Origin of the sequence: Salipaludibacillus neizhouensis (assembly GCF_002886185.1) — a bacterium.
Lineage (GTDB): Bacteria > Bacillota > Bacilli > Bacillales > Salisediminibacteriaceae > Salipaludibacillus > Salipaludibacillus neizhouensis.
On record NZ_KZ614147.1, the window covers coordinates 628328 to 652322 of the forward strand.

Annotated in this window: 20 protein-coding genes; 11 read left to right on the forward strand and 9 right to left on the reverse strand. The window is 39.7% G+C overall.

The genetic code is table 11. The annotated features are described in order from the left end of the window. Positions 1-5: 5 nt before the first annotated feature. Both CEF18_RS19945 and CEF18_RS19950 read right to left on the reverse strand, forming a co-directional pair. A complete protein-coding gene (locus tag CEF18_RS19945) occupies positions 6-1175 on the reverse strand; it encodes a M20 family metallopeptidase (protein WP_110938261.1) in 1170 nt (389 codons plus the stop codon). 274 nt (positions 1176-1449) lie between these two features. Beyond that, on the reverse strand, positions 1450-2964 hold the full coding sequence (locus CEF18_RS19950) for an FAD-dependent oxidoreductase (RefSeq protein WP_110938262.1): 1515 nt from the start codon (positions 2962-2964) through the stop codon (positions 1450-1452). A 185-nt stretch (positions 2965-3149) separates the two neighbouring features. On the opposite strand from CEF18_RS19950, the gene CEF18_RS19955 reads away from it, so the two are divergent. The 6 genes from CEF18_RS19955 (at position 3150) to CEF18_RS19980 (ending at position 8654) form a co-directional block, all read left to right on the forward strand. Further along, entirely contained in the window at positions 3150-3917 is a 768-nt protein-coding gene (locus CEF18_RS19955; protein ID WP_110938263.1) for an SDR family NAD(P)-dependent oxidoreductase, read from the forward strand. A gap of 533 nt (positions 3918-4450) precedes the next feature. Next, positions 4451-5407, forward strand: a complete 957-nt coding sequence (gene coaA / locus CEF18_RS19960) for a type I pantothenate kinase (RefSeq protein ID WP_407690428.1) — start codon at positions 4451-4453, stop codon at positions 5405-5407. Between the two features lie 250 nt (positions 5408-5657). Further along, on the forward strand, positions 5658-6425 hold the full coding sequence (pxpB, locus tag CEF18_RS19965) for a 5-oxoprolinase subunit PxpB (protein WP_110938264.1): 768 nt from the start codon (positions 5658-5660) through the stop codon (positions 6423-6425). Further along, a complete protein-coding gene (locus CEF18_RS19970; protein ID WP_110938265.1) occupies positions 6406-7173 on the forward strand; it encodes a LamB/YcsF family protein in 768 nt (255 codons plus the stop codon). Before pxpB ends, CEF18_RS19970 begins: the two co-directional genes overlap by 20 nt. Then, positions 7170-8132, forward strand: a complete 963-nt coding sequence (locus CEF18_RS19975) for a 5-oxoprolinase subunit C family protein (protein WP_110938266.1) — start codon at positions 7170-7172, stop codon at positions 8130-8132. Before CEF18_RS19970 ends, CEF18_RS19975 begins: the two co-directional genes overlap by 4 nt. Positions 8133-8273: 141 nt before the next feature. Beyond that, positions 8274-8654, forward strand: a complete 381-nt coding sequence (locus tag CEF18_RS19980) for a RidA family protein (RefSeq protein WP_110938267.1) — start codon at positions 8274-8276, stop codon at positions 8652-8654. Positions 8655-9009: 355 nt separating this feature from the next. Here CEF18_RS19980 and CEF18_RS19985 read toward each other — a convergent pair whose 3' ends face one another. The 4 genes from CEF18_RS19985 to CEF18_RS20000 form a co-directional block, all read right to left on the reverse strand. Next, positions 9010-9369 (reverse strand): DUF2512 family protein, encoded by a 360-nt coding sequence (locus CEF18_RS19985; protein ID WP_110938268.1) that lies wholly within the window; start codon positions 9367-9369, stop codon positions 9010-9012. 491 nt (positions 9370-9860) lie between these two features. Then, positions 9861-11237, reverse strand: a complete 1377-nt coding sequence (locus CEF18_RS19990; protein WP_110938269.1) for a YjiH family protein — start codon at positions 11235-11237, stop codon at positions 9861-9863. Between the two features lie 301 nt (positions 11238-11538). Next, the gene (locus tag CEF18_RS19995) at positions 11539-12903 is read right to left on the reverse strand and encodes an alanine/glycine:cation symporter family protein (RefSeq protein WP_110938270.1); all 1365 of its coding nucleotides are present in this window, start codon (positions 12901-12903) and stop codon (positions 11539-11541) included. Between the two features lie 327 nt (positions 12904-13230). Next, positions 13231-14469: an aminopeptidase gene (locus CEF18_RS20000; RefSeq protein WP_110938271.1), complete on the reverse strand. Its 1239-nt coding sequence runs from the start codon at positions 14467-14469 to the stop codon at positions 13231-13233. Between the two features lie 281 nt (positions 14470-14750). Here CEF18_RS20000 and CEF18_RS20005 point away from each other — a divergent pair, with 281 nt between their 5' ends. Further along, positions 14751-16604: an LTA synthase family protein gene (locus CEF18_RS20005; protein ID WP_110938272.1), complete on the forward strand. Its 1854-nt coding sequence runs from the start codon at positions 14751-14753 to the stop codon at positions 16602-16604. Positions 16605-16695: 91 nt separating this feature from the next. Then, complete coding sequence (locus tag CEF18_RS20010) at positions 16696-17214, forward strand: hypothetical protein (protein WP_110938273.1); 519 nt, start codon at positions 16696-16698, stop codon at positions 17212-17214. Between the two features lie 226 nt (positions 17215-17440). Here the strand turns inward: CEF18_RS20010 and bshB2 are convergent, their stop codons facing one another. Both bshB2 and CEF18_RS20020 read right to left on the reverse strand, forming a co-directional pair. Then, the gene (gene bshB2 / locus CEF18_RS20015) at positions 17441-18112 is read right to left on the reverse strand and encodes a bacillithiol biosynthesis deacetylase BshB2 (protein WP_110938820.1); all 672 of its coding nucleotides are present in this window, start codon (positions 18110-18112) and stop codon (positions 17441-17443) included. Positions 18113-18566: 454 nt separating this feature from the next. Continuing rightward, a complete protein-coding gene (locus CEF18_RS20020) occupies positions 18567-18917 on the reverse strand; it encodes a YojF family protein (RefSeq protein ID WP_110938274.1) in 351 nt (116 codons plus the stop codon). Positions 18918-19184: 267 nt separating this feature from the next. On the opposite strand from CEF18_RS20020, the gene CEF18_RS20025 reads away from it, so the two are divergent. Both CEF18_RS20025 and CEF18_RS20030 read left to right on the forward strand, forming a co-directional pair. Beyond that, complete coding sequence (locus tag CEF18_RS20025) at positions 19185-21182, forward strand: methyl-accepting chemotaxis protein (RefSeq protein WP_110938275.1); 1998 nt, start codon at positions 19185-19187, stop codon at positions 21180-21182. A gap of 363 nt (positions 21183-21545) precedes the next feature. Next, positions 21546-22493: an aminoimidazole riboside kinase gene (locus CEF18_RS20030; RefSeq protein WP_110938276.1), complete on the forward strand. Its 948-nt coding sequence runs from the start codon at positions 21546-21548 to the stop codon at positions 22491-22493. Between the two features lie 83 nt (positions 22494-22576). On the opposite strand, the gene CEF18_RS20035 is transcribed toward CEF18_RS20030, so the two are convergent. Next, positions 22577-22939 carry a response regulator gene (locus CEF18_RS20035; protein WP_110938277.1) on the reverse strand — a complete coding sequence of 121 codons (363 nt, stop codon included), beginning with the start codon at positions 22937-22939 and terminating at the stop codon, positions 22577-22579. A 324-nt stretch (positions 22940-23263) separates the two neighbouring features. Between CEF18_RS20035 and CEF18_RS20040 the strand changes: the two genes are divergently transcribed. Continuing rightward, entirely contained in the window at positions 23264-23956 is a 693-nt protein-coding gene (locus CEF18_RS20040; RefSeq protein ID WP_110938278.1) for a uracil-DNA glycosylase, read from the forward strand. Positions 23957-23995: the final 39 nt, after the last annotated feature.

Here is a 23995-nt window from a genome sequence, read left to right on the forward strand (position 1 = left end):
GCTGCTTAATCCTTAATTTCTTGAAAAAACCCCGCTATTTTGTGACGGTTTCCGTCATTGGATAATACTTCATATCCGGTTAATGCCAGAGCTTTAGCGCTAATCAGCATTCCTTCAAAACCTTCATCACTCAAGGCAGCTTCACGGAAGCCATGTGTATGAGGGCTAATCGGCAAAGGACTGATTCGAACATATGGATGAATAGACGGGCATTGATGGCTAACATTCCCCATATCCAAAGAGCCATTACCGGTTTGGTTCGAGTGAATTTCATCGGCTGGGATACCTAAAAACGTTAACTGTTTTGTAAAAAGAGAAGATAAAGGCTCGTTTGTTATTAAATTATCATAGGAATATTCGTAATTGGAAACTTCCAGTTTAGCGCCTGTTGCTAAAGCAGAGGCCCGTGCACACTGAATAACCTTTTCTGTCACAGGGCTTAGGGTTCGACGCTCGTTTGCACGGATATAAAACTGAGCAACGGCATAATCAGGAACGACGTTTGCAGCTTTGCCTCCTTCGGGAATGATCCCGTGTATCCTAACATCGGGCGTTACATGCTGTCTCAAGGCATTTATACTTGTAAAAGTTTGAATAACGGCATCCAGTGCATTGATTCCTTCATGAGGGGCAGCGGCGGCATGGGCACTTTTTCCGTAAAAGGAAAATTGGATCGCATCCATTGCCAGGGAAGTACCGCTTGTTACGTAATCTCCAGATGGATGTGCCATTAAAGCTGCATCTAAATGACTAAATCTTCCTTCGTTTGCCATCGTCACCTTGGCACCGTTTGATTCCTCGGCAGGGGTGCCGTAAACAAAAATTTTCCCTCCCGTTTCGGACAATGCAGAGGCTAGCCCTATTGCTGCAGCAATGCCTTGCGTTCCGATCAAGTTGTGACCGCAAGCATGACCGATTTCCGGAAGAGCATCATATTCGCACATAAAGCCGATGTTTGCACCGGGTAAACCCGAATCATAGACTGCTTCAAACGCAGTAGGTTGGTTTACTATACCTTCAGTTACGGAAAAACCATGTGCTTTTAACTCCGTTATGAGTAGGTTACTAGCATGATATTCTTCATTGCCAAGCTCTGGGTTATGACCAATAGACTGGCTAATCTTATAAAATGAGTCCCGGTTGTTATCGATAGAGTGAATAATGGAATCCTTCATTGTGTAGAAGCCTTCTTTCAAATATGTTTTTTCAAACTTTCATAGCTTCAGTGTGCCTAAAATTCTAAACAACTGCAACTTAAAAATTAGTATAGCGGTGGTTTAATAAATATTTATCTCTTATTAAAGGAAAAACTAAACGTTGAGAGCCCTCCTTACGCCGAACGTATTAAGGGAGGCCTCTCCTCATTTTAAGAAGCACCGTTTTTCTTATTTATTAGAAATAGAAGAAAGAGCGGCACATTTTATCGTAGTACGCTCTTCCTTCTTTCGTTTAATATAATTTGTCTAAAGGCTCTTTCGCAGGTCCTTCGATGACTGTACCGTCGAAATTATAGCGAGAACCGTGGCATGGACAATCCCAAGTAAGTTCCCCGGAGTTCCAGGCAACTTCACAGCCCATGTGTTTACAAGTTGTATCTACTATATGTAGTTTTCCATCGTCGTCTCGATAGGCGCCTGACTTCAGGCCGTCATAGACTACATGGATGCCTTCACCAACTTGTACATCCTCCAGTTTTTTCTCGGAAGGTGTTATTTTACCGGCGAGAAAATGACCGGCTACATCAGAATTATGTTTCAGTAGTTGCTTGACGCTAGGATCTGCAATAAAACGATCTGGCTGATAAAGATCCATTTCTTCTGTTTCATGACCTAAAACATAATCCCGTAATATCAAGCCAGCAGCAGTTCCGCTCGTCATGCCCCATTTGCGGTAACCTGTTGCAACATAGCTATTCGTGATATTTCCAGTGAGAACTCCGATATAAGGGATCTTATCTAGCGTGTACAAATCCTGTGTGGACCATTCGAAGGGAAACTCTTCAGATCCGAAAACATCACGACCGAAGGCTTCTAAAGCCTGAAAGTGCTCAGTTGTCGATTTACCTTGCCCCGTTTTATGACCTTCTCCCCCAAGTAAAAGATGGGTTTCTCCTTTAATTTTAACGGAGCGGACCGATCGTGACGGACTGTCAACGTTTATGTACATTCCAGGGACGTCTTTGCCTTTAGCAGCTACAATATAAGAACGTTCTGCATGAAGACGTGAAAAGAAGAGGTTCTCTCTGTCATAGAACGGAAAGTGAGAGCAGGATAAAAGATGCTCGCAAGTAATCGTGTGACCATCACGGGTTTCTAATGTTTTCGGCTGATCTCCCGTTGTATTCGTTAAAACATCGACAACCACCGTATGTTCAAACAATTTTCCACCTAATTTAAGAAACTCGTCTACTAAAAAGCTTAAGTAGTGAAGGGGATGGAACTGGGCTTGATCTTTCATGTGAAGAGCGCGCTCTATTTTTACATTGTAAGGAAGCTCGTGGACTACTTCATGTGGAATACCAAGTTCTTCATAGGCCTTAATTTCTTTTTCGAGTTTTTCATTCGATTTCTTTGAAACGGCGTATAGAACCGCATCTTTTTTCTCGAAATCACAGTCAATGTTGTTTTCGTTGACGATAGCCTCGATAAACTTTTTCGCTTTTTCATTCGTTTGATAGTAAATTCGAGCTTTTTCTTCTCCGACATGTTGAATAAGTTCATCATAAAATAAACCGTGTTGGGAAGTGATTTTTGCAGTCGTAAATCCTGTTGTCCCATGAAACAGGCGATCTGCCTCAAGTAAAATGACTTTTTTACCTTCTTTCGCCAGTAAATAAGCAGCGGTAATACCTGTTATTCCTCCACCAACCACGGCTACCTCCGTTTTAATATTCTCGGTTAAAGGTTCGTGAGGGGATAAGTTTGTTGAATCAAGCCAGTATGAGTCATGTTTTTGAACGGACATAATGATTATTTCCCTGCCTTTCTTAGAAACCTAGTATTTAACTAGTGTTTGTATTGAAGCGGGCTTCTATGCGACAGAAAAGAAAAAAATTTCAACAAATTTCCACTAAAAGAAGGATTTTAGAGATGTTATAAAAAATACTGACTATAAGGTAACTGTTCTGACTACTCAAGGAGGATGAGAAAATGGATATGAAGGGTTCGACATTTGTTGTGGCTGGCGGTGCATCTGGTCTAGGTGAGGCAACAGTACGAATGCTTACTCATTTCGGTGCTTTAGTTTTAATTTTAGACTACAACGAGCTATCCGGGAGAGCTGTTCAGGAGGACATTGGTTCACGCGTACACTTTGAAAAAACAGATGTTACGTCAGAATACCAAGTCAGAAAAAGTTTGGAACGGGGAATGGAACGATATGGTGCGATTCAAGGGATGATTAATACAACAGGTATATCGCACTCTGAAAAGGTGTTGAAAAAACAAGGGGTTCATAGTCTTGATGTCTTTTCAGAGATTATCCGCGGGAACCTCATCGGCGCATTTAATCTGACTAGACTTGCTGCGGATGTGATGAAGGACAATGAACCTAATGAAGATGGCGAAAGGGGTGTAATTATTAATACAGCCTCTATCTCTGCTTTTGAGGGTCAATCAGGTCAAGCGGCTTACAGTGCCTCAAATGGTGGAATTGTTAGTATGACTCTTCCTCTTGCCAGAGAACTGGCCGAATGTGGTATTCGAGTGATGACAATAGCTCCAGGGATCTTTCAAACCCCGATGTTCGAGTCACTTTACAAGCAAACGCAAGATGCTTTAAAAGAGGAGTTAAAGTTTCCGGATCGAACGGGAAATCCTGATGAATATGCTCTTCTTGTCAAAGCAATCATCTCGAACTCGATGTTAAATGGGGAGACGATCCGGTTAGATGGTGCTTTAAGACTGCCAAAGGATTAACATATACTTGACGTGAAAGTAAGCTTGCAATTTCTGGAGCAGAATGTACTTAGGTTATAAGTTTCGTAAACCTGGAGGAGAAAGTGCTCCAGGTTTTTTGTAGTTTTTGGTGTGTAGGTTGGGAAGGGGAATCGGTAGGTGCTCCTACGGTTACTCGTCGGAGAAAACATTGCTACCGGTGTAGCACCTACAAAAGTAGCAGGTAGAAAAGGAGAGTATGAGCGAGAATAAAAGAGATTGGGAAGAGGAAATGTCGGTAGGCACTCCTGCGGTTACTCGTCGCAGAAAAACATTGCTACTGGTGTAGCACCTCTAAATGACATTGGGAGAATCTAAACGACAAAGGTTGAAATCCTCCAAAGCTTCTTATAGAACTTTCCAGATGAAACAGGTATAATATAGAAAGCGATTTCAGCGTGTGAGCAAAATAGACTGACGTACTAAATGAATCATGTTAAAATAATGGATACAAACACAGAGAGAGAATCATAACTATGTTTATGATGTAAGCTATATATTTAATGAGGTGCGCTATGACAATGGGAGTAATTGAAAATATGACGCCATTTATGACCTTTAATCGCCAAGAGTGGGCAAAGCTACGCCAATCCTATCCAATGGAAGTAACTCCGGAAGAAATTGAACGACTAAAAGGTGTTAATGATGTTCTGAATATAGACGAGGTAGCGGATATTTATTTACCGATGACGAGGCTAATTAACCTGCACGCCATAGCTTCTCAAGAGCTTTATCGAAGTCGGAACATCTTTCTGCAGAAACAGGAGAAGAAGGTTCCTTATATTATTGGTATTGCAGGAAGTGTAGCAGTAGGAAAAAGTACTATCGCCCGTGTACTTCAAACACTACTCTCACGCTGGGATACGGACGTCAAGGTGGATCTCGTCACAACGGACGGTTTCTTATACCCGAATGCAGAGCTTGAAAATCGGGGGATCATGAATAAAAAGGGTTTTCCTGAAAGTTATGATGTCCATTCCTTACTCAAGTTTTTAGAAGAATTGAAGTCCGGAAAATCTCATGTTGAAGCACCTGTTTACTCTCATCTTACATACGACGTTATTCATGATGAGAAACAAGTAGTTACAGAGGCTGATATTGTGATTATCGAAGGGATTAATGTTCTTCAGCCGCCAAAACGTGCGGAGGGTGAATATGATGACCAAGTCTATGTTTCCGACTACTTTGATTTCTCTATTTTTGTCGATGCAGAGGAAGTGAATATTCTTCACTGGTATGTAGAACGATTTAAGACATTAAGAGAAACGGCGTTCAGAGACCCTTTGTCCTATTTTAAAAAGTATGCGGACTTAAATGATGAAGAGGCTTACCATATGGCAAAAGATATATGGGAAAGAATAAACCGTAAAAATCTTCATGAAAACATCTTGCCTACGCGCCATCGTGCGGATTTAATTCTTAAAAAAGGTGTCCACCACTTAGTTACTGAAATAAAAATGCGGAAGTTATAGCAACATACTCGTATTACCACCAAACCAGAAGCGGGGCACTAAAAAAGTTGAGATTACTTTTTAGTGCCCTTTTAGTTGTATTGAGCACAGGCGATTGCAAGTAACTATCACTCTTTTTCAGCACCGGCGTTATGGTACATGATGGTCTTTTCATAGGATAGAGTAAAACCGGTTTGCAGTTTCACAGTTGTGAATGATAATGTTAAGGAAAGCTTTAAGCTGAAGTTTTATAAAGAATGGGGGGCTCAGGATGTATCCCAGCTTTTCTCTGGTAGGTGACCGGGCAATAAGGATGACCTTTGCAAGAGAAATGTCCGAACAAATAAATGCAGATATTCGAAGAACTTTTCATGAGCTTAAAAACAAGGAACAGTACCCTTATATAGAGGAAATGATTCCAGGATATACTACTTTAACTGTTTTTTATGACCCGTTGATTGTTCAGGGAATTAATCAAATGAAGACCGAGTTAATGAAAGCTCAAAAAACTCATAAAGAAGAATTTTTGACTTATCGAAAAATCACTCTGCCAGTTTTATATGGCGGCGACAAAGGACCGGATCTTTCATCTGTAGCTGATTACCACAACCTTAATGAAGAAGAGGTAATCCATCGGCATACATCACGGGAATACCTTGTCTATATGATGGGGTTTGCCCCCGGATTTCCTTACTTAGGGGGAATGGATGAAGGTATTGCGACGCCGAGATTGAAAAATCCACGGAGAAAAGTAGAACAAGGATCTGTTGGGATTGCAGGGAAACAAACAGGAGTATACTCACTAACCTCTCCCGGCGGTTGGCAAATTATCGGCAGGACGCCAGTTTCGTTATTTAACAAAGATGAGGAAGTTCCAAGTCTGCTGAGATCAGGTGATCGTTTAACCTTTCAATCTATCTCACAGGCCGAGTTTGATAAAATAATACATCAAGATAAAAAAGGGATTTTTGAGCCGCGTATCGAATGGAAGAATGATGAAGGGAGGAAAGATGACCAAGATGGAGAAAAGAAAAATTGATTTAAACAGTGACATTGGAGAAAGCTTTGGAGTCTATAAAATTGGTCAAGATGAGGAAATCCTTCCTTACATCAGTTCGGCTAATATTGCCTGCGGATTTCATGCAGGAGATTACAATGTGATGAATAAAACTGTTAAAATGGCGATAGACAGAGGTGTCGCGATTGGAGCCCACCCTGGTATGCAAGATCTCACTGGTTTTGGTCGACGTGAAATGGCAGTCTCGGCTGACGAAGTTTATAATATGATCATTTATCAAATTAATGCTCTAAAAGGATTCATTCATATCCATGGCGGCTCTCTTCACCACGTGAAACCTCATGGTGCCCTTTATAATATGGCAGCAACGAATACTGTGATAGCTGAGGCAATCGCGAAAGCTGTTTATGACACTGATGCTGCTTTGATTTTGTATGGACTGGCAAATAGCGAATTAATTCATGCAGGAAAAAAATATGGTTTACACGTAGCGGAAGAGATTTTTGCAGATCGGACGTATCAATCAGATGGTACTTTGTCTCCAAGGACTTTTCCTGATGCCGTTATTCATGACAAAAACATTGCAAGTGCACAAATAAAAAGAATGATTGAAGATAATCTTGTGACAACAGTGGATGGAACGGAAATTCCTATTCATGGAGATACGGTTTGTGTTCATGGAGATGGGATACACGCACTGAATTTTGTGCAGCATTTAACAGAAATGTTTCAAGAGGCTGAGATAAAAATAGAATCGGTGAGCCGATGACTGCGCTTATGAAAGTCATTGATCCGGGATTACATACGACCATTCAAGATTTAGGCAGGCATGGTTATCAGGAGTTTGGGATCGGCCCATCCGGCCCAATGGACCCATGGGCATTTAAGCTAGCTAACCTGCTGGCAGGAAATAACCAAAAAGAAGCAGTCCTGGAAATAACGATGGTAGGGCCAACCGTTTTATTTATGGAAAACACGGTTATTTCACTGGCCGGTGCAAATTTATCACCGACAATCGACGGTAAGAAAGTTATGATGTGGCAAAGTATCTATGTAAAAAAAGGACAAGAGCTGCGTTTTGGGAAGCCGAAACATGGTGCGAGGTCTTATTTAGCGATAGCAGGCGGTATTCAAACAGATAAAATACTAGGAAGCCGTGCAACTAATGTTCGGGCAGTTTTAGGCGGCGTTGATGGGGAAGCGCTAAATAGCAGAGATGAAGTACCAGGGATAGTTTTAAAAGATTCGATCCTGAAAAAAAGAGGCGGAAAACACTTAAGTCATTCTCTTCGTGCTTACTACAGACCTCATCAAATTGTTCGAGTCATTCCTGATGAGCAAGCGGCGTTTTTTACGCAAGATTCTCAAGAAGACTTCTACAACGAGACCTTCAAGATTACTGCCCAATCTGATCGGATGGGGTATCGTTTAGAGGGGAAGGGTCTGGAACGTAAAAAAGATGGCGAAATTCTCTCAGATGCGGTTGCTTTTGGCTCGATCCAAGTGCCGCGGGGAGGAGCGCCAATTATTCTCATGGCAGATCGCCAAACCACGGGTGGCTATCCAAAAATCGGTACAATTATCTCGCACGATTTATGGAGAGTTGCGCAACTTCTCCCTGGTCAAACCATTACTTTCGAAAAAACTACGTTGGAAGAAGCGCATCGTTGTCTAGAAGCAGAAGCAAATGTATGCAAGGTCCTTGAAATGGCGATAAAACAAAGGTAACAGCTTAGTATCAAACAGGTATTATCAGAAGTATTTAGCGGAAACTAAACGAGGAAACAAGTAGCTTTAAATCCGTATTTTAAAAACAATTTTTAAATGAACAAAGCACAAATTAATAATATTCGAAAGGCGAGGATAACTATGAATAAACAACCAATTCAAACAAACGAAGCACCGGGAGCAATCGGCCCATATTCACAAGCAATTCAAATTGGAGACTTCATTTACACTTCCGGACAAATTGGTTTAGACCCTAAAACAGGAGAAATGGTAGAAGGATTGGAAACACAGGCTCATCGAGTAATGGATAACGTCAAAGCAGTTTTAGCTGCAGCAGATTGCGATATGACTGATATTGTGAAAGTGATGATCTTCATGCAAAATATGGACGACTTTGCGAAGGTGAATGAAATTTACGCCTCTTATTTAGAGGAGCCATATCCAGCTAGAAGTGCTGTGGAAGTTGCTCGTATGCCTAAAAATGCCTTGGTTGAAGTTGAGGTCATTGCAAAGAAAAAGTAAACAGAAGGTGTTTCAAAAGGTCAAAAAGATCTTTTGGAACACCTTCTTTTCACATTTAGGGTGATGCACTCACCGGGTTAAAATACGATTGCGCTTCTTCTCCTTCACTTTTGTTTTTATTGTTCCATTTTATGTAAAAATAGATCGAAGTTTGTAACATCATTTCCCTATGTTTAACAAAGGCAATATTTCATAACTTTTTGTATTTCATTGTGGAAGAATACGAGGGCCGTGAAAAAGTGTAAATCGACTTTTTCACGGCCCTCAAGAATGATCCAAGGGAGCAGTAATTTTTCCAAACAACGCTCCATACTAATAAAGCAACAAAATTTATAAGATATGATTTGCGTTTTTCCTATGTTGGATTAGGGGATTTTTCGGTTCTACCGGATTTGATTAACCAATTGTGTTGAACGAGTTCAGTCACAGAAAGCAAAACTGCTGTTAATATTGCCCCGAAAAATGTTACTTGGGCAACTTGGAAAAACGACACTACATAAACAATAACCGTTGCTGCAATGAAATCGAGGATTGCACTTAACCAAAAGGTACCTTTTTTAAGAATAAATACTTCCATCACATGAGCGGAAAACGCTAAAATCAGACCTACAATAATTGGTTGATATATCGTAGAGTATTCGACATTGGGGAATATTAACCAAGCTATCATTACAGTTATCGGGCAAACAAATATCTTAATAATTAAGCCAATCATAAAAAGTCCCTCCAAATTATTATTACCGAACAAATGGGCATCTCAATAAATGTAAAATTACGAAGAGCAAACTGTTTTGAGAGGACTCTCCGAAGAGGTTACATCATAATTATCTGTTTTACGCCTCGTAAATATGCACAACTTTCTTAGAATTATAATCCTCATTATAAAACAAAAGTAGAAATATCCATTATTTCAAGTTCAGAATAGGTTTTGCTTGGGGTATATTAGGGTTTGTTTTCATAGAGATTGTTTATAAACCCAAGGCAAGATGTATTTGAGATCCGCTTGAGGGCTTCGCTTTCCGAGCACCCATTAGGAGAAAGGTGCTCATAATAAATAGGCTTAAAAAACTGCGGAAGCTTCCATCATTGCATCAAAAGGGTACTGAAAAAGTAAAAACCGACTTTTTCAGTACCCTTTTTTGTTTTCCTAGAGTCTTCGCTTTTTCGATCGTTTCTACATTCAATCAAAGTTTTAAAATAACCCTATTAAAAAATAATATGAGCAATGACCGTGATTATTGGTAAGGAAATGATGGTTCTTTCTAAGAATATTATAAATAAATCTTTTAAATTGATTGGTATCTTTGAGCCGAGAAGCACGCCGCCGACCTCGGACAAATAGATGAGCTGTGTCACGGAAACGCAGGCAATAATGAATCTCGTCATTTCACTTTCGATATCAGTTGCAAAGATCGCAGGGAGGAACATATCTGCGAATCCGACAATGAGCGTCTCCGAAGCAGCTTGAGCTTCAGGAATTTGCATTAGCTCGAGAATTGGTACAAACGGTGTTCCGAGCCATGTGAACACGGGAGTAAATTCAGCAATAATGACAGCGATCGTTCCGAATGCCATGACGACAGGTGCAACACCTAACCACATATCAAGAATATTCTTTATACCGTCCTGAAGAAACTTACCCGGGCCTGCGTTTTGATCCGCTCGTTTTTTTGCATTCGCAAAACCATAGCGGATGGAAGGGAAGCTTTTCTTTTTATATTCTTCAGGAAGTGATTCGTCTAACTGGTTTGATTGACCATTTGCATAGGTTTGTGGCTTCCGTGATAGTGGTGGAATTCTTGGCATGATTAGTGCAGTGACAATTCCAGCAAAAATGACCGTTAAATAAAACGGAATAAACATATGCTCTAAACGAACTTGTTCAATTACAGCTAATGAGAACGTGATGGAAACAACGGAAAAGGTTGTACCTATAATCGCAGCTTCACGTTTAGAATAAAATCCTTCTTCGTACTGTTTGTTCGTTAATATAACACCTATCGTTCCATCTCCAAGCCAGGAGGTCAGGGAATCAATAGAGGAGCGACCCGGCAATGTGAATAAAGGTCGCATAATTTTTTGCAGCAAAGTTCCGAAAAACTCTAATAGACCGAAGTTTAATAGAAGTGGGAGGAAAAGTCCTGCAAAGAAAAAGATGGTGAATAATAACGGAAGAAGATCACGTAATAACAATCCGCCGGTAACATCGGAATAGATAAATTCCGGTCCAATTTGGAACAGTGTCATGGTCGCAAAGATACTCGCGAGAAACCTGACAATAACCCAAAAATGAGACACATCAAATAAGTTCTTGAAGAAAGATCGGCTATCTAAAAAATGCGGTCGAAATCCTTTATGAATAATAGAACCTATAAAACTGATTAAGATAATTGCAGTGATAATTGCAGGCAGAAAATTGACTAATGCCGATTCCAATGCGCCTGCCAATAGAGCGATTGGAATTGTGATCCCCTCATCTACTGGGATTGGAGCCATAAAAAGACCGATACCAATAATGGAAGGAATGATGAATTTCCAAGCGGCATAGGAAGAGTGTTGTTGTGATGGGTGTTTCTCTGTCATGTTACATCGCCTCAATACTTAAGTAATTAGTAGAACGGTGAATAAATAACCGTCTCCTCTAATTAAAATACAGCATTTTGAGTCGAATAACAACTGAATGTTGTTAAAGAATTGAAATATTAAAAGGAGGGTGGGAATGTGTGGAAATTTATTTGGAAGTGGTTTCCTTTCTCTATATCTCTGTAAGGATAAGAAAGGCTTCTTAAAAGATGCTTAGGCATTAATCTTTCATGAAAAAGGGGCACTGAAAAGTTTAAAACCAACTTTTCAGTGCCCCTCAACAAATCTGGGAGCCTTTTACTTAGCTTCCAGAAGAAAGCTTTCTTTGTTTTTCCTCTCGTGCTACTTTCAAGAATTTATTCGTTTCGGATACAACAACACCTGATAGACCAATAAGTCCAATTAAGTTCGGAATTGCCATAAGTCCGTTCATGACATCGGCAATACCCCAAACGAGGTCTAGTTGAGCTACTGCACCTACGAATATTGCAAGAACAAAAGCAATACGATAGTACTTAATGAAATCATCACTAAACAGATAGCTGAAACATTTCTCTCCGTAATAAGACCAACCAAGGATCGTGGAGAATGCGAAGAATGTTAACCCGATCGCAACAATAATACCACCGATAGGTCCTAGGAAGAACTCAAAGGTAGCCGAGGTAAGCGCAGCTCCCTCAATACCATCCAAGTACATGTTCCCCATAACAATCGTAATTCCTGTGATCGAACAAACAATAATTGTATCAATAAATACTTGTGTCATCGAAACGAGCGCTTGTCGGCCAGGATAGTCTGTTCTAGCAGCAGCAGCTGCAATTGGTGCAGAACCAAGACCAGCTTCGTTTGAGAAGACACCACGAGCGACACCCCAACGGATGACGGCTCCGATAGCACCACCAGCGACGGCTTGACCTGTAAAAGCATCAGAAAAAATGAGGCCAACAGCTGAAGGAACGAGGTCCCAGTTAAGAATCATAATAATAAGACCTGCTATTACATAAAATAAGGCCATTGCTGGAACGACATACGCAGTAACTCTACCTATTGCTTTAATTCCTCCAAGTATTACGAATGCCGATAAAACTGTAAGAATAATTCCTGTAATCCACGGATTGATGTTAAATGTTTCGGACAATGCCCCTGAGACGGAATTGGATTGAACCATGTTTCCAATTCCAAAAGCTGCAACCGCACCAAAAATAGCAAAGATAACGGCTAACCATTTTAATTTAAGTCCTTTTTCAATGTAGTACATCGGTCCGCCGGAATACTCTCCGTGCTTGTTTTTTACACGATATTTCACAGCAAGAATGGCTTCAGCATACTTTGTTGCCATTCCCAAAAGTGCGGAAATCCACATCCAAAAGACTGCACCAGGTCCACCCAATACAACTGCGGTAGCAACACCAGCAATGTTTCCTGTTCCGATGGTTGCGGCTAAAGCGGTTGTGAGTGCCTGATAGTGAGAGATATCTCCTTCAGATTTTTCATCCTTCTTTTCTGGACTGAAGGCGAGCTTTAGCGCATACGGTAAAGTCCGAAATTGTAAAAAACCGAGCCGGAGTGTTAAATAGAGCCCTGTACCTACAATTAAAATAAGTGTGGGGACGCCCCAAACAATATTACTAATTGCTCCTATTGTTTCTGTTAACCAATCCTGCAAATGAATACCCCCTTTTGTTTTCTAAAGACATGCTTCGGTATTAACCAGGAAGGCTAGTCTTAAACCCATTATATTCAAAAAAAGACATAAAAAGAAACAAATTTTTTAGACTATTATGATAACTATTGAAGAAAAAACGAAGCATGCGGCTAAATCGTCAGATTCAAAGTGATAGAAACCGCCATATATCAACATTAGTTTGTCAGAAAATATCTAATAGAGGTGAAAAGAAAAAAATCTAACTCAGAAAATTTCCGAGTTAGATTTTCTTACAAAATTCTACTTTAGGAATTTTCAAATTTAAACGAAAGATTAGGAAATTTCTTGTTATATTGTCCATTCGCCTTTGCGGAAAACCGGTTCAGTCGTTCCATCTGCTGATTCACCGTCAATATCCATGTCGTCGGAACCGACCATGAAATCAACGTGTGTAATGCTTGTATTTAACCCAGCGTTTTTCAGTTCCTCGCTCGTCATTTGTGCACCGTCTTTCAAACACGTGGAATACGCACTTCCGAACGCAATGTGGTTCGAGGCATTCTCGTCATATAATGTATTATAGAAAAGAATACCTGATTGGGAGATAGGGGAGCTGTGCGGGACAAGAGCTACTTCACCTAATCGTGATGCTCCCTCATCAGTATCCAGTAAATGTTTGAGTGTTTCTTCGCCTTCTTCTGCTGAAAAATCAACGACCTTACCGTCTTTAAATGTAAGTGTAAAGTTATCGATCACATTTCCGCCGAAATTCAAAGGTTTTGTATTTTTAATCGTACCATGAACCCCGTCTCTTTTCGGAGCAGTAAAGACTTCTTCTGTTGGCATATTAGCAACAAAGTGAACCCCGTCTTGACTAGGACCTCCGCCACCTAACCAAATATGGTTTTCAGGTAGTTCAATAGTTAAATCTGTTCCCGGTGCTTTATAATGAAGTTTTTTATAATTTTTCTCGTTTAAAAATATGGCCCGATCCTGTAATGTTTTATCATGTTTTTTCCATTCGGCAACAGGATCAGCTGTGTTTATACGTACCGTCTCAAATATTGCTTCCCAAAGCTTTGGTACCTGTTCTTCTTCAGGTGTATCCGGGAAGACTTTTGCTGCCCACGGTTTAGAGGGGGCGGAGACAACGAGCCAGCTGACTTTATCAGATTGTATGTAGCTCCGGAACGTGTTCATTGCTTGGCCTGAAGCTTTGTTTGCAGCTGCGATTTTTTCGCCATCTACTCCTTTTAATAAATCCGGATCAGTTGATTTAATGGTCATGAAAGCTGCACCATTCTCGGCCATTTCCTCAAATCCTTTAGCTTTCCATACAGGAAATTCTTTGAAAGCTTCAAATGGAGCGAGGTCATAGCGAAGTCGAGCAAGATCATCATCGTTCCATTCAACATGAACGTGCTTTGCACCGGCTTCATAGGCTTTTTTAGCAACTAGACGAACAAATTCTGCACCTCCTACTGGTCCGTTTATGACCAATGTTTGACCTTCTTGAATATTTACCCCAACTTTAACAGTTAGTTCGGCGTATTTTTCTAATTTTTCATCGAAATTTTGTGTTGTCATATCGTCATCTTCCTTTCTTTCTTTCGTATCACGAATAGTTTAACAGCTTTGAGAATAGATTGAAACTTAGAGATCCGAAATAAAATGATTTGAAAAACAAGGTGTTATTGTCCGAAAAGAAGGGTATATAAAGGGAAGCATTTAATTCTCTAAAACCTTGTAAGATCGTTCATTATTATTGAGTAAGGAGCCGTATTGCCATATAATAGTAATATCTATATCCAGTTATATGGAATTACTTATTTATTTATACTAATGAAAATGTGAGAGGATTGGCAAACATGATTAATTTTTATCAACAACATAAATTCATGTGGTTTTGCCTTGGGATCCTCTGGCTAAAAACATTTGTTGTTTCAAGTCTTACTTTTGATTTGACGATAAATCAATTTTTAGAAGCGCTTATTTTTGCAGTAAATCCCCTTGCATTTCTTCTAGTGGTATTTAGCCTTGGCTTACTTCTGAAGACGAGCCGCCAGAGGCCATATTATTTTATCGTTAGTTTATTCCTGACGATTATTTTGTATTCCAACGCTGTTTATTACCGTGAATTTACCGATATTATTACACTTCCTATGCTCGTCATGAGTGGAAATGCAGGAGACTTAAGTACAAGTGTTTTGGAATTAGTAAATGGCTATGATATGTTATTTTTTCTTGATCTCGTTGTAATAGGAATATTTATGGTGAAAAAGCCAAACTTCTTACCTGTTAATAAGGCAATATTCAAAAAAAGCAAATCAAAATATGCGCTCATCGCTTTAGTGGTGGCGACGATTATTGCAGGCGGCCAATTGGACAGCACTAATAAAGAAACCGATACATTTAATCGAGACCAAATTATTAAAAATTTAGGTGTTTATAATTTCTATGTGTATGATGCCTATCTGCACTTAACGACGAATAGTCAAACAGCATTTGCTGATCGTGATGACTGGGACTTGATTGAAGACCATTTAGATAAGTATCATGTTGAACCTAATGCGGAGTTATCTGGTGTAGCCGAAGGTATGAATGTGGTGATGGTATCGATGGAATCCGTGGAGAGCTTTGTGATTAATGAAACAATGGAGAATGGCGATGAAATAACCCCATTTTTAAATGACCTCATCGAAGACAGCTTTTACTTTGAAAATATATATGACCAGAGTGGCCAAGGAAAAACATCAGATACAGAATTTATGATGAGTAACTCCATGTATCCCCTCGGAAGGGGCGCAGTTTTCCATACACACGCAGAAAATGAGTATGCACCTCTGCAACGTGGTCTGAATGACAAAGGTTATTTTACAGCTTCCTATCATGCAAATGATGAGACCTTCTATAATCGAAATGTGATGTACCAAAACTTAGGATATGAACGCTACTATGATATTGACTCTTACGATGTGACAGAGGAAAACTCGGTGGGATGGGGCTTAAAAGACATTGATTTTATTGAACAGTCCATGAAATACTTAAAACAGGCACCACAACCATTTTTCGCTACATTATTAACGCTGACAAATCATTTTCCTTATGAATTGGATCCTGAAGACCAATATATAGATCCTTTTGAATCAGAGAGTGACATTGTTAGCCGCTATTTTCCTACGGTCAGGTATACCGATGAAGCAATGCGTGTAATGTTTGAAGAAATGAAGGAAACGGGTCTTTACGAAAATACAATTTTCGTGATATATGGGGATCATTACGGGATAGCCGAGAGTCATTATGAGGAATTGTCGGAATTTGTAGGATATGAAATAACAGATGATAAAGCACGGAAATTAGATCGAGTGCCAGTTATTATTCACGTTCCAGGCTTAGAAGGCAAAACAATTGATACCGTTGGTGGACAAATTGATGTGATGCCAACGTTAGTAAATTTACTGGGGATATCCGAGGACGAGCATGTGATGTTTGGCAGGGATCTTCTGGCCGAAAAACGTGATGATTTCGTTGTCCAGCGAGATGGATCCGTCATCACAGATGAGATCATCTATACGAAGGATACTTGTTTTGATGCTGTGGACGGTTCAGTTCTGGCAATGGAAAGTTGCACCAGTGCTTATGATCGAGGGCAAAATGAACTTATTTATTCCGATAAAATCATTTACGGAGACCTGATCCGATTTCATGAGAACTCTGAATAATCTACTCATAATAAGCTAGGAAAATCATACTAATAACAACAGGAAGAAGGAGTGGGTGAATTCGACTATCAAAATGAAGGGGTGATTATAAATGGTAAAGCATACAAGACCATTTGCAGGTAAATATACTCGTTATATTATGGCTTGGCTCTTCTTAGGACTGTTGGGTCCATTAGTATTATGGCCTGGCGATATGCTACTTACGACGATAAGCATTGTGTTAGCACTTTTATTCACGGTTGGATATGATTTAATCGTGAGAGAAATTGTAAAGAGTAAAGCGAAAAGTATAGCGAAGGAAAATGCAGAATTAGTACTGGATGCGTTACGATATGGGAGAGATCAAAAAGGATTTCTGGTAGTTACGAAGACCTTTCTAATCTTTGTTCCTTTATTAAGCAACATTAAGACGGTAATTGACACAAATAAAATTGTGCGTCATGAATTTGATGGGCAAATATTAGAGTTAACGGTGAAGTTTCCTAATAAACATCGGATGTTCCAGTTCTATGTTTCTTCTCCGGTGAAAGTCGAAGCGTTACTTTTAAAGAAAAGTGGAAAATCACTTCCATATAAGTACGATAAGATGAAGAAAAATAACTCGTTATAATGAGAGAGGGTGTCATAGAAGGTTTTCTTGACCTTTTATGACACCCTTTTTTTATAAGGTAATTTTATAAAATTACCGTTTTTCAGAAAATGTTTTTTTCGTCGAACGGAGAGGCTCGTAGATCATCCACGGAAAGGGGAGCGGTAATTCTGCCAAACAACTTTCCGTGATAATATAGCAACAAAATAGAAAAAAAGACACTAAGTTTTATTAAAGACTACAATGCTTAATTGTCTTCGTTGATTGGGTACGTCCAAAAATACTCACTGTTTAATCGTTGTTTTATCGTTTCGTCCTCTGAAGAAAATTGCTCTTTCATTGCATCCACTACTCCTGCCGTTTGAGATCGGTGAGCGTCGATTACTTTCATTTTTTGCTCCAGGTAGGCAGAGATATCCAAGCGAACATCAGGCGCGCCAATCACTTCCTCGGAACCTTCTGAAAAGGCGATTGCATGGACGGTTGGTCGTTCCTCTTTAGAGAGTCTTCGAATGGCTTGAATGACTGCAGCTCCGGTAGCATCGTGATCGGGGTGAACAGCATAACCTGGGTAAAAAGTAATGACAAGGGAAGGATCGACATCTTTGATGATATCAAACAGTCTGTTTTCCAGAGCAATTTGATCAGCAAATTCCACGGTTTTATCACGCATACCGAGTCTTCGCAAATCTGTTACACCAAGAAGGCGACAAGCCTCATCCAATTCCTTTTTTCGTATTTCGGGTAATGTTTCTCTATTTGCAATTAGCGGTCGCCCCATATTTCTGCCCATTTCACCAAGGGTTAAACACACATAAGTAACAGGTGTCCCCGCTTTGGTGTGGGAGATAATAGTTCCGGCTACTCCAAATGCTTCGTCATCAGGGTGTGGAAAGATTACAAGAACATGATTTTCCATGGGTGACACTCCTTTTAAAATAATATTATCTATTTGTTTGCTGGTTGCAACTAAGACGATCATTGTATTTTTAACAAACTGTTGTTTTCTATCGTACAGAGAGGCTCGAATCGGCTCTAGGCGGACGCTTTCCGCGGGCAATGCTTCAGCCTCCTCGGGAAAGTTGGTCCCTGCGGGGGTCTTCAGCTATTGCTTTCCCGCAGGAGTCGCCGCCTTCGCTACTTCGATCTTTTTAGAAACAATAACAGTTATGTAAACTGCTTTTACAACAATTTGTTTGGAAGAATCCGCGAGCCTCCTGTGGAAGAATGATCCAAGCGAGACCCCGCAGAGCGTTTGTTAGCTCGAGGAGGCTCGCGGATCATCCACGGAAAGTGAGCGGTAATTCTTCCAAACAACCTTCGATGATAACAAGACAACTAATTAAATAAAAAAGACTGCAATGCAGTTATTCTTATTTTGGAAATGGTGTTTCACTTAATTCTAAAGCTATTGCTAATTTCCCCTCTGAATCATGCCCGGCAAAAAGCAGTCGGTTTTCATCATCAATTACCCAATCAGTTAACCCTTCTGAGTAAACCCAACCTTGTTCGAGTTCCAAACCAATACGATAAGGACCATTTCCCGATATTTTCGCTTGTGTAAATGTTAATTCAACGTTACGAATAAAAGCTCCTGCTGAAAAAAAGTTTTGATCACGATGAGAAGCATAAGCACCATTTGTCGTTTCAAGGTGAATATACAAGTTTTTTCCTATTAGTTTTGATAAATTGTTTTGGACGAGCTGTGGATCAATTGGTTTCATCTTTATGTTCAACCCCTTTATTAGCATTAGTTAGATCTTTTATAATGTTCAGTATTACGAATGATAGAAGTGGAGAATTTGTTTCGTTATCTTGAATTTTGTTCATTTCCTACTATCCTTTAACGTCACTATTCCCATTGTATCAGCTATGACGGTGGATGCAAAAGATCACTCTTACCCGACGAAAATAAGTCTTGCTATATTAAGATAGGTAATCCATAATATAAAAAGTAGTCATAAAGTAATGTGAAAATAGGGGTGTATTTCATGATGGGTTCGGTAAAAGGGAAACTTATTAGTTTTACTGGTGGTCTTATAATTTTTACGATGCTAGTTACTTCTTTCGTTATTTATAATCAGTTGGGTGAAGGAATTGAAACATCAGTGGAAGAGAGTGCGACAGCAACGACGGAGGATGCTGATCAGTTTATTCAAGCTTACTTACATAGATTTAATACAATAATAGCGATGATGGCTGAGGATGATAGAACAATAGGAAGTATTACAGAGGGAGACGAAGAGTTGTGGACTAGTTTGACAGCTGCTCATACTAGTTTTATGAATCAGGAGCAAGGGGCACAGGCTACATACTATGGTACGGCAGAAGGTGATATGAGGACTACACCAATGTTGGAATTGCCTGCAGATTATGACCCGAGAACGAGACCATGGTATGAGGAAGCAGTCACAAACGTTGGGGAAGTTATTTGGACATCTCCATATATAGATGCAGATACTGAAGAGCTTGTTATTACGGCAGCAAAATCTATTACACCAACCCCCGATTCTGATCAGGTGTTAGGGGTTATGGCAGTTGATTTGTCACTCGATGAAATGGTTTCGTTATTGGAATCTAAGGAGGTTGGTTATGGCGGTCAATTAGCCCTTATTGATACAGAAGGGGTTATTATTGCTCATGGAGATCCCTCACAAGTTGGAAATAATTTGGCCGAAGATTCGCAACTGAATGCAATAGTGGAGTCAACCGATACGAAAGGCTCTTTGAAAAATAATGGGGAAACAATTTATTACGATGAAATTGACGGCTATGGCTGGAAAGTCATGTCTATATATAACGATGATCTTCTGTACGCAGAGCTAGATAATACGAGGAATACATTTATTATTGTGTCTATCATAGCGGTTATATTTGCTTTTATTGCTTCATTTTATGTAGCAAATAAGTTAACCAAACCGATACAACATTTAAATGATCAAGTGAAAAAAATGGCGCAAGGGGATTTTTCCAAGGATCTTAACGTAAAAGGAAAAGACGAAATTAGTCAACTTGGAGTGTCTGTGAATGAAATGAGTAAAGAGCTTAGACATCTTGTAGGCTCGATTCAAGGATCGGCTAGTGACTGTAAAGTAATGGCTGAGGAGCTAAGTGCTGTCTCCGAGGAGACGTTAGCGACAAGTGATGATATGTCTTCTGCTGTGAACGAAGTTGCTGTAGGGGCTTCAAAACAGGCCGAGGATATGGAAGAAGCGAATCAGCAAATGCAACATTTGTCTGGTCAGGTAGGAAGGGCAACGGAACAAACGAACCAAATGAACAAAGTATCGATGGATATCAGAAAGGCAAATGAAAAAGGTCTAACGCAAATGAATGTGCTAACAGATCGAACGTCGGCAACTCGTCAAGTATTTTCTAATGTTGATCAAGCAGTTGACCAGCTAATGAAAAAAGTAAGTGATATTGGTTCTGTTGTCGACACTATCTCTGACTTCGCTGATCAGACCAACCTTTTAGCTTTAAATGCCAGTATTGAAGCGGCAAGAGCAGGAGAGCATGGAAAAGGATTTGCGGTAGTGGCAGATGAAGTAAGAAAGCTAGCAGAACAATCCATGAGCGCGACAGGGAGAATCCGTGGAACTCTTGATGAAGTCGAAGGAGAAACGAAAAGAGTCGTAGATGCAATGACCACTGCTAATGGAATGAGTAATGATCAAAAACAAGCAGTGGAAGATACAGGTGCATCTCTTCAATCGATCGTTAAATATATTGAAACGCTGTCTCAATCTCTTGAAGAACTAACGAAGGATTTAAACGGGGTAAATGATCAAAAAAGTCAGATAGTTGAAGCGATGGCTAGTATTGCACTAGTTTCCGAAGGGGCGGCTGCAACCGCAGAGGAAGTGTCTGCATCAGCTGCAGAGCAAACCAAAGCTATCGAGACGGTAGGTAAAACATCTGAACAGCTCAATGATCTTAGTACAGAGCTTCAGGAGAAAACAAACCGTTTTAAAATAAATAACGGATAAGAGAAGCATAAAATTAGAGGGGTGTCAGGTCTTTGACTTTGACATACTCTCTTTTATTTTGGCTGTTTTCGTAAACTCTGTTCTAAAGAAAAAAATGACTTAGTGCCTATCATTACCCATCTGGTTGGATTGTTATCATTAGAGGTTGTTTGTAAAATTACGATTAGCTTCCCTTGGATGATCCGCAAGCCTCCTCGATAGAATTGGAGTCCCTTCCGATCGTTAAAGAAATAGGCGCTAAGAAATCAGCATTTATATTATAGTTTTTACCGTTGTTGATAAAGGTGTGGATAAGTATAATGAAGAGAAGACATGGAAGAAATTCTAAGTGGATACACTTGATAATAATAAGGAGGAAATTTAATGGGGAAAGGTATTATAAGTTTAGGTGAAGCATTAATTGATTTCATCCCGTTAGATGATAAGAATGAAATCTTTCAGAAAAGCCCCGGTGGAGCACCTGCAAACGTTGCGGTAGGCCTAGCACGACTTGGCGCAAAAACAACTTTTTTAGGTAAAATAGGTGACGATGTGCTAGGTCGGTTTTTAAAGGATACATTGAACGGTTATGGTGTGGATACTTCTCACATGACTTTCACGAAGGATGCTCGGACAGGAGTTGTATTTGTGACTCTGGGAGAAGGGGGCGAGCGAAGTTTTGAATTTTACATAGATCCAAGTGCAGATCGCTTTCTAACAGAAGAAGATGTGGACAGAGCATTGTTTGAAACACATAACCTTCTTCATTTTGGGTCGATTAGTTTGATAAGTGAACCGGCGAAATCAGCCACTATAAAAGCAGTAAAACTTGCAAAAGAAAAAGGCTTGATTGTCTCTTATGATCCCAATCTACGCTTAGGACTATGGAAAAATGAAGACCATGCGCGTGGAGAAATTAAAAGCATGTTAGGGTACGCAAATGTTTTAAAAATTTCTGAAGAAGAATTAGAATTTATCACTGGAGAACATGACATCGTTGCAGGAGTTAAAAAACTGGAGGACTATCAAATTCCAATTATCTTTATTACACTTGGAGCCGAAGGAAGCTTTATATTTGCAAAAGGGAATCAAGTTCATGTAAATGCGATGAAAGTAAAAGCTGTTGATACAACAGGCGCAGGAGACGCTTTCGTTTCGGCAATTCTCTATCAACTTCATGAGACCGACAAGGCAGTTTCAGAATTGACGTTGGATAATCTGGAACAAATGACGCGATTCGCTGCTGTTTCCGGTGGACTTGCCGCAGCCACAAAAGGTGCGATGACAGCCTTACCAACCTTGAATGAAGTGAAAAATCAATTGGCGGATTAGCAGAGTTTTATAAATGTAAAAAGATGACTCCAAAGATCAGAGAGATCTTTTGGAGTCATCTTAATCTAAGTTTATCCGTCTATTTATCGTTTTAGAGCTTTTTCAATGGCTTCCTTAATGCGAGGCTCATCAAACGGCTTCACAATAAAGTCAACGGCTCCTTTTTGAATCGCATCGACAACCATGTTTTGTTGTCCCATTGCCGAGCACATAACAACTTTAGCATTTGGATCCAAAGCTTTAATTTTTTCTAAAGCTTGAATGCCGTTCATTTCGGGCATCGTTATATCCATTGTGACTAAGTCGGGTTTATGTTCTAGGTATAAATCAATCGCTTGTTGCCCATTTTCAGCTTCTGCAACAACTTCATAACCAGCATCAGTGACCATTTTTTTTAATGTCATTCTCATAAACGCAGCATCATCAGTTATTAATAATCTCGCCATTATTATGATCCTCCTCTTCGGTTCAAAGCACTATCGTTGTTCTAAATATAGTACGAAAGAGGTGGATTGTCAACGGATTTATTACTTCTAAAGTCCTTTCGTATATGTAGTTATCTAGAAAATTAAAGGGGAATAGTGTAAAATAAAGGTGTAGAGATAATTCCATTTGTATAATTGGGTCTATTTAACTATTTGTAGCAGAAGAATACCTAATAGGTAAATAATAAAATAGGACTCAGCTTAAAGCAACTCGGGTTTGATTGAAATAACGATCTCTATAAAAAGTCTTGGTGTTCAAACGCAATTACAAAGGAGGGAATCCTCATGGCTAACCCATTTAAAAATGATTGGAAGCAGCAATTAAGTGAAGAGTTTAAGAAAAGCTATTATCTTGAATTAAGGGAATTTTTAAACGCGGAATACGCAATTCACAATATCTTTCCACAGATGGATGACATTTTCAATGCATTACATAGTACGTCGTTTGAAAACACGAAGGTGGTTATTATTGGTCAGGATCCGTACCATGGCTTTGGTCAAGCTCACGGATTGAGTTTTTCTGTGCAGGCGGGAGTTAAAGTTCCTCCCTCACTGAAAAATATATTTAAAGAACTTCATGATGATCTAGGGTATCCTGTCCCTCAGCATGGATATTTACAAAAGTGGGCAGGGGAGGGAATCCTTTTATTAAACAATGTATTGACAGTAAGAGAACAAACACCGAATTCTCACCAAGGGAAAGGGTGGAAATTGTTTACAGATCAGGTGATTCAACGGTTGAACGAGCGAAAGAAACCCGTGGTATTTATTTTATGGGGGAAACACGCACAGAAAAAAGGAGAATGGATTACAAATGATCATCATTTAGTCATAAAAAGTCCTCATCCTAGTCCTTTTTCTGCACGTCGTGGTTTTTTCGGAAGTCGTCCATTTTCAACAGCGAATAAATTTCTCCAGCAGATCGGAGAAGAGGAAATCGACTGGAAATTACCTGTGCACCTAGTAGAAGAGAAATGAGATAGCTTAAGATAGAAAAGATGAATTGACTTACATGGT